Annotated in this window: 5 protein-coding genes; 3 read left to right on the forward strand and 2 right to left on the reverse strand. The window is 65.6% G+C overall.

Features of this window, described 5'->3' with window-relative positions:
• Positions 1–11 precede the first annotated feature (11 nt).
• The 3 genes from F3I16_RS17740 (at position 12) to lapD (ending at position 3,309) form a co-directional block, all read left to right on the forward strand.
• Positions 12–524 carry a hypothetical protein gene (locus F3I16_RS17740; RefSeq protein ID WP_160494884.1) on the forward strand — a complete coding sequence of 171 codons (513 nt, stop codon included), beginning with the start codon at positions 12–14 and terminating at the stop codon, positions 522–524.
• 205 nt (positions 525–729) lie between these two features.
• The gene (lapG, locus tag F3I16_RS17745) at positions 730–1,356 is read left to right on the forward strand and encodes a cysteine protease LapG (protein WP_372239648.1); all 627 of its coding nucleotides are present in this window, start codon (positions 730–732) and stop codon (positions 1,354–1,356) included.
• 21 nt (positions 1,357–1,377) lie between these two features.
• On the forward strand, positions 1,378–3,309 hold the full coding sequence (gene lapD / locus F3I16_RS17750) for a cyclic di-GMP receptor LapD (RefSeq protein ID WP_160494885.1): 1,932 nt from the start codon (positions 1,378–1,380) through the stop codon (positions 3,307–3,309).
• Between the two features lie 354 nt (positions 3,310–3,663).
• On the opposite strand, the gene F3I16_RS17755 is transcribed toward lapD, so the two are convergent.
• Both F3I16_RS17755 and F3I16_RS17760 read right to left on the reverse strand, forming a co-directional pair.
• Positions 3,664–4,002 carry a tryptophan synthase subunit beta gene (locus F3I16_RS17755; RefSeq protein ID WP_160490282.1) on the reverse strand — a complete coding sequence of 113 codons (339 nt, stop codon included), beginning with the start codon at positions 4,000–4,002 and terminating at the stop codon, positions 3,664–3,666.
• A gap of 66 nt (positions 4,003–4,068) precedes the next feature.
• The coding region (locus tag F3I16_RS17760; protein ID WP_160494886.1) for an S-layer family protein at positions 4,069–7,516 on the reverse strand (3,448 nt) is incomplete at its 5' end.

Consider the following 7,516-nt stretch of genomic DNA (forward strand, 5'->3'; position numbering starts at 1 on the left):
GGAGGCCGCCCATGTCCATTCGAGCAGTCTTGTGTGCAGTTCTCGGCTTGAGTCTCGGCGGTTGCGTCGCCTATGGCGATGACCGCCCCCACTACCGTCAGTACGCCCCTTACAGCGGTTACAACGTGCAGTACTACGAGACGTACCCGAGCTATCGGGTCTACCGCTATTACGACGATGACCGGCGTTACAGCGGCCACCACGACCGCTACCAGGAACGCCGCCACTCCCACTATGCCCCCGGCCATGACGGCCGCTATGACTGGCGCAACGACCGCCATCGCTCCGCCGAGCAGCAGCGCTACGGCGACCAGCAGCGCTACCACGAGCAGCGCCGGCACAGCGAGCAGCCGCGCTATGGCTGGGATCGTCGCGAGGGCAACGATGAGCGGCGCCAGGGCTCCTGGCTGCGCCAGAGCGACCGCCGCGACGAGGGCCGCCAGCATGAGCGCCACCACGACGAGCGGCGTCAGCAGCGTTCGTCGCACCAGGATGGCCAGCGCGGCTGGCGTATCGCCAACTGAGGCCCGCGCCGAGCCGTAATGGCCGGCGTTAGGCGAGCGTCGCCGGAGCCATCCGTCCGGCCCGATCGAGCGGGGCGAGGATTGTGTTTTCAGCCTGCGCCACTCACCATGACGGCCGTTTATCGGTTTGGATGTACCGGCTTTGCCGATCGGTCGCCTAGTCTCTTTTCTGCAGCATCCGGGTAGGCCAGCGAAAGTGGTTTTTTTGCTGGTCTGCCTGGCCGTTGCCGGCGTTCTGCAGGCCGCTTGGGACTTCGGCCTGATCAGCTCGCGGGCGGAGAAACTCTACGGGCCGCTGGGCGAGGGGCGCGGGCGCATCGATGACTGGCAGCGCCTGTTCGAGGCGCAGGCGGGCCAGGCCGAGCTGCAACAGCTGAAGGCGGTCAACCGGTTCTTCAACCTGCGCCTGCGCTTTCGCGACGACATCCAGCTGTGGCGGGTCAAGGACTACTGGGCCACCCCGGTGGAGGCCCTGTACCGCGGCGCCGGCGATTGCGAGGATTTCGCCATCGCCAAGTACTTCAGCCTGCGTCAGCTCGGGGTTCCCAGCCATAAGCTGCGCATCACCTACGTCAAGGCGTTGCGCCAGAACCAGGCGCACATGGTGCTGACCTATTACCCGCAGCCCTCGGCGATACCGCTGGTGCTGGACAACCTGATCGATGCCATCGAGCCGGCCAACCGCCGCACCGACCTGGTGCCGGTCTATGCCTTCAATGCCGAAGGCTTGTGGCTGCCCGGAGCGGGCGGCGGCAAGCAGGTCGGCGATGCCAAGCGCCTGTCGCGCTGGCAAGACCTGTTGAAAAAAATGCGCGCCGAGGGATTTCCCTGATAACGGCCGAGGGGTTTATGCATGTCACTGTTCAAACAGCTGTTCATTGCCATCTGCGTGCTGATGCTGGTGAACTTCGCCGGTAGCTTCCTGGTCAGCGTCGAGGGCTCGCGCGAGCAGCAGGTCAACCAGCTGCGCGCGCACGCCCAGGATGCGGCGACGGCACTGGGCCTGTCGCTGAGCCCGCACGCCGACGACGTGCCGATGATGGAGCTGATGGTCAGCTCGATCTTCGACAGCGGCTACTTCCAGAGCATTCGCGTGCTCGACGCCGATAGCGGCGAGCTGCTGGTCGAGCGCAGTGGCGTGCCGGTCAGCCCCAGCGCCCCGGAGTGGTTCACCCGCCTGGTCGATCTGGAGGCCGCCAGCGGCGACGCCATCGTCAGTGACGGCTGGCGCCAGGCGGCCCGCGTCGAGGTGGTCAGCCATCCGCTGTTCGCCGTCGGCAAACTCTGGCAGAGCGCCCTGGGCACCCTGATGTGGCTGGCCCTGAGCAGCCTGCTCTGCGTGGGCCTGGGCGTGCTGTTCCTCAAGCGCCAGCTGCGCCCGCTGGAATACCTGGTGGAGCAGTCCAATGCCATCGCCCGGCGCGAGTTCCTCAGCCTGCCGGCGCTGCCCAAGACTCCCGAGTTCCGTCGGGTGGTCAGTGCGATGAACCAGATGGTCGAGAAGCTCAAGGCGCTCTTTGCCGAGGAGGCCGCGCGCAGCGAAAAACTGCGCGCCGACGCCTACGAGGACAGCCTCACCGGGCTGGCCAACCGTCGCTACTTCGACCTGCAGCTGCAAGGCCGCCTGAGCGGCGAGCAGGCCAGCAGCGGCTTCCTGCTGCTGCTGCGGATCAACGACCTGGCCGGGCTCAACCATCGCCTGGGCGGCAAGCGCACCGACCTGCTGCTCAAGGCCGTGGCCGAGCAACTGCAACTGCTCAGCCAGGGCCGCCATGTGCTGGCGCGCAATCGCGGCGGCGAATTCGCCCTGCTGGCCATCGGCCTGCAACGCGACGAGGCCGAGCAACTGGCCGAGATGCTGGACCAGGCCCTGACCGGCCTGCAGCGCAGCGGCATTGCCGACAGCCTGCCGGTGGCGCATATCGGCCTGAGCGCCTTCGCCCCCGGCGACGAGGCCGTCGCCATCTTCAAGGCCGCCGACGAAGCGCTGGCCCAGGCGGCCAGCCAGACGCAGCGCAACTGGGCCTGCCGCGAGCAGGGCCAGGGGCAGCAGCCCGTCGACGAGCGCCAGGAGTGGTATCGCCTGCTGGATACGGCGCTCAGCGAGGGCCGCGTGCAGCTGTATGCGCAGCCGGTGGTCGATGCCAACCAGCCGGATCGGGTGCTGCACCACAAGGTGCTGGCGCGCCTGCTCGACGAGCAGGGCAATCTGCTGCCGGCAGGAAGTTTCCTGCCCTGGCTGGAGCGCTTCGGCTGGGCCGCGCGCCTGGACATGGGCATGCTCGACCGGGTGCTGGCGCACCTGCACGAACGCGACGGCACTGTGGCGCTGAGCCTGTCCGGCAGCACCCTGCGCGACCCGCAGGCGCTGGCCGGGCTCTACGAGAAACTGCGCCAGCACGCCCAGCTGGGCGCGCGCCTGATCATCGAACTGGATGAGGACCAGCTGCCCGCGCAGGACGAGTTGCAGGCCCTGGCCCAGCGCCTGCACGCGCTGGGGTTCGGCATGGCTCTGCAGCACTTCGGCGGGCGTTTCAGCATGATCGGCAACCTGGCCAAACTAGGCCTCAGCCACATCAAGGTGGATGGCAGCCACATCCGCGCCATCGATCAGGAAAACGACAAGCGCCTGTTCATCGAGGCCATGCAGCGCGCCGCCAACAGCATCGACCTGCCGTTGATCGCCGAGCGGGTCGAGACCGACGGCGAGTGGCAGGTGCTGCGCTCGATGGGCATTGTGGGCGTGCAGGGCCGCTTGTTCGGCGAGCCTCAGCCCTGGCAGTGACGGCCCTGTGGCGCGGGCTGTGGCCTTGCGCCTGACTCGGGGTCGGGAGTGGCGGTCGGATAGGGTGGCCGTGAGCGGAGGGGCGTCGGCTGAGCGCGGGGGCTGCATCATGGCCCGCGCGGCCGGACTCGCAGGCCGTTGAAAAATGTTGGCGAGGCAGCCGAGGCTAGGCGCAACGTTAGTAACAGCCTACGGCTGGTCAAAACGGCGAAAAAGCGCAGTTTACGAGCTGTAAATGAGCATGACTCGCTCTGCTCGCCCTTCGGGCCGCGCTAAAGCGCGTCAGCCGCAAGCGGCTTTCTGAGCCTGTTTTTAACGACGCATCGGCAACGCAGGTAGTTTTTCAACGGCCTGCTAGATCAGGCCGGACTCTTCATCGTTGATCAGCCGGTGCAGGCCGCCCAGCGCGTCCCGCGCCTTGCTGCGGCCCACCAGCTTGGCTTGCGCCGCTTCCGGCAGATCGGTGATGCGCAGCACGCCTTTCTGGATCAGCGCGGTGATCAGGTCTTCCAGCACGCGGATCATGTCCAGATCGCTCTGCTGCAGTTGCAGCAGGCTGTTTTCCACGCTCTGGTTGGCAAACCAGGCCTGGGCTTCCTGACTATCGGCCGCCAGCTCGCCGTCCATGCCCGCGAATGGCGCCGGTTCGACCCGCTCCAGGTTGCCCCAGGCGTCATGTTTCACATACAGCATCGACTGCTCCTTACATGCTTGACCGCCCTGAGTGAACCCCGCGCCTAGGGGCGCGGGGTTCCGCCATCAGTCCGGGTTGACCTTGACCAGCGCGCTATCGCCGCCTGCAATCAGCGAGTTGATGGTGTCGCTGGCCGTCAGCACATTGACCCCGGCATTCTCCACCTTGATGGTGACATTCGCACCCTCGGTCGCCAGCGTCCCCGTGGTGCTGATCAGCAGGGTCGAGGTGTCGGTGTCCAGGCCAAGGTACTGGGACAGGTCGGCGGAGTCGTCCATATCGCTCAGCAGATCACTCAGGTCGATACGGTCGCCTTCGCCGGCATTGAAGTCCTTGATCACGTCATTGCCGGTATCGCCGGTTGTCCAGGTAAACAGATCGGCTCCGCTTCCGCCCAGCAGGATGTCGTTGCCGCTGTCGCCAATCAGGCTGTCGTTGCCGGCGCCGCCGCTGATGTAGTCATTGCCGGCACCACCGGTGTGGGTCGAGCCGTCGGAGCCACCGAGGATGGTCCAGGCGCTGCTCAGGCCGCCGTCGCTGACCTGGATGGCAAGGGTCGGGGCGTAGCCGTCGGGGAGCGGGTCAGGGGTGATCAGGTAGATCTTGTCGGTGCCCACGGTGGTGGTCGCGGTGTTCAGCAGGTCGGTGTAGGCGCTCAGATCATAGACCCCCTGGGCGTCGGGCATGATCTCCCGGTAGGTGCCGTCGGCAAGCGCCACGCTGAGGGTCGAACCGTCCGGCAGGTCACTCAGTGTCAGGCCGGTGAAGGTCTCGGCGGTGCCGACCTGGTCCTGCACAACGGCGTACAGATCCACCGGGTAGCTGTAGCTGGTCAGGCCGGTCGGATTGGCGTCCACGGCGATGTACTCGATCTGGAAGCCGTTGTTCTTCTCCTGGTAGAGATTGCCGGCGTCCTGGCTGATCGCCAGCTGGGTCATGTCGGTGTCGATCGAGTAATGCAGGCCGGCGTCACCGTTGCCGCCCTGGTTGAACAGGCTACCATCGACATAGGCATTGACGGAGGCGGCGAGGATGGTCCCGCTAATGCCCGAGAGGTCGGCGGACCAGGTGCCGTCAGCGTTGACCTTGACCTTATCGGAATTATTCACGCTGTCCAGGATCAGCGGGCTGCTCTGGCCGTCAAGGTTCAGGACCAGCTCTATCTTGAGACTGGTGGAGTCGACAGCCAGCCCCGAGGAGGAGGTGATTCTGCCGGCGACGCTCTCGTCGGTCAGGTCGCCTACATCCAGGTTGCTGCGGATCAGCACCGAGTCGTCGCTCGAGTTCTTCAGCCGCAGGTCCATGTACTGCATGCCGTAGGGGAAGGTGAAGGTGATGGCCTCGTCGCTTCCTTCTATGCGTTGTTCATCATCACCGCTTTCAGAGACGACCTCTCCTTTCTTGATGATCGTGCCGTCAACCCCCAGGTCATTCCCGTTAGACCAGTGGAATGTGCCAGTGCTGGTGGAGATGGTCACGCCATTGCCGAAGGTGTATTCGCTCAGGCCGGTCAGGCCGCCATCGCTGACGAAGCTGATTTCGTTGGTCAGCGGCGCGCCGATGACCAGCGATACATCGCTGCCGGGCACGGCATCGGCCACCGGGTTGACGATGATGTTGATGCTGTCGCTGTCGGTCAGGGGGCCGCCGGCGCCGGTATTGCCATTGTCACTGCTGATCATACTCAGGGTGACGGTGCCGCTGGCGTCGGTCACCGGGGTAAACACCGGCTGGCTGGCCGCATCGGCGAGGTAGGCGTTGATCGCCGCCAGGCTGCCAGTCAGCAGCAGGCTGCCGGTGCCGGAACCATTGACGCTTACGCCTGCGCTGGAGCTGGCGCTGAGCAGGCCACTGTTCACGCTCAGGCTCACCGAGAGGTTGCTGCTGGCGCTGGCATCTACGTCACTTACCGAAAGACCGCTTAGCTTGAGTGTGCTGTCTTCATTAGAGCTGTAGCTCGCCGGCAGGTTGTTGACGGGCGCATCGTTCACCGGGTTGATCTGTATGGAAACGGTTGCCGCACTCTGGTCGGCGTTACCGGCCACATCGGTGGCCAGATACTGGAACTCGGTGCTGCCATTCCAGTTGGCGTTCGGCGTGAAGCTCAGGACAGCCTGATCGCCGATGGCGGGAATGGCCTGGCCAACCTGCACCGCCTGGCCGTTGTAGCTCAGCGTGCCGTTCGCCGGCAGGCTGTCGATAGTGAAGTTGGCAATACTGCTGGCGCTATCGTTCGCGCTCAGGGTGATGCTGATAGCAGCATCCTCATTCCCGCTAACGAGCTCATCGTCGGTTTCGGGGGCGCCAGTATCGCCAATGGTGAGGTTGGCCGAGGCCGATTCGGTGTCCGCGCCATCCTGGGCCGTCGCCGTCACGGTCACGCTCAGGTTGCCAACCGGGTTGCCCGGGATGGTCATGGTCAGGCCGCTGATGGTCACCGCCTGGGTGGTCGGGTTCACCACCACGCTATAGCCGCCTGCGCCGGTCAGTGGCAGCGTCCAGGTGCCGTCGAGATTGTCGGTACCGGCGGACAGGGTGGCCCCGTCGGGGACTGCCACCGTGATGCTGGCGATGGACTCGGAGTGGTCGATGTCGCTGGGCGTGGCCGTGATGGTCAGCGGGTAGCCGATGCTGGAGACAAACTCGATCGAGTTGATCAGGTAATCGTTGTCTCCGCCGCCCGGGGCGCTGAACTCGATGCGGCCGATCGCGGCACCCGTGCTGCTGGTCAGGGTGATGGCCGGGTCGACGGCGTCGGTCAGGCCGGCGATGGTGCCGCTGCCGATCGGGTTGTCGTTGCTGTCGAACAGTTCGTAGGTGGCTCTTTCGCCGGTATGCAGCCAGGCGAAGCTAACGGTCGCGTTCGCCACCGGGGCATCGAAGGTCACCGCGATACGTTCGGACTGGCCATTGGCCTGGCCCAGTTCGCTGTCGGCGCCGGAGGCCGCCCCGGCGACCCCGAAGCCATTCGGGCTGCCATTGATGGCAATCACCCCCGCAGTGCCATCGAGCTTGACGGCGCTGACGCTGAAGCCCTGGCCGCTCGCCGTGGCGTTGGCGCTGCTGATGGTGGTGATGCTGGGGGTGCCTGTGCCCAGATTGAGGGTGACGATGGGCGCGTCGGCAACCGGGGCCACGTCGAAGGTCAGCGTATTGGGCGTGCTGTCGAACAGACCGGCCTGATCGCTGACCGAGAAGGTCAGATTGGCGTAATCGTCAGCGCTGGCGTCGGGCGCCGGCTTGAATGTCAGGTTGTCGAGATCGGCCAGGGCAATCACCTGGCCCGCGCCGACCGCGGCGCCGTTCAGTTGCAGTGAACCGGCCCCCGGCAGGCTATCGATGCGCACTGCCTGCAGGCTGTCGGCGCTGTCGGTATCGGTAAAGCCGAAGTCGGCGGCGCTGAAGCTGTGGCTGCCGTCCTCGTTGAGGCTGATGACGTCATCGGTGCCGGTGGGGGCGTCGTTGCCCGCGGCGACGTCGATGCTGACGGTGGCGCTGGCGGTGTCGCCATCG

This window comes from Pseudomonas sp. L-22-4S-12 (assembly GCF_009799935.1).
GTDB lineage: Bacteria > Pseudomonadota > Gammaproteobacteria > Pseudomonadales > Pseudomonadaceae > Aquipseudomonas.

What these genes read in the sequence shown, in the direction of transcription:
- F3I16_RS17740 (WP_160494884.1), top strand. Translation starts at nt 12, where the DNA reads ATGTCCATTCGAGCAGTCTTGTGTGCAGTTCTCGGCTTGAGTCTCGGC.
- lapD (WP_160494885.1), top strand. Translation starts at nt 1,378, where the DNA reads ATGTCACTGTTCAAACAGCTGTTCATTGCCATCTGCGTGCTGATGCTG.
- F3I16_RS17755 (WP_160490282.1), bottom strand. Translation starts at nt 4,002, where the DNA reads ATGCTGTATGTGAAACATGACGCCTGGGGCAACCTGGAGCGGGTCGAA.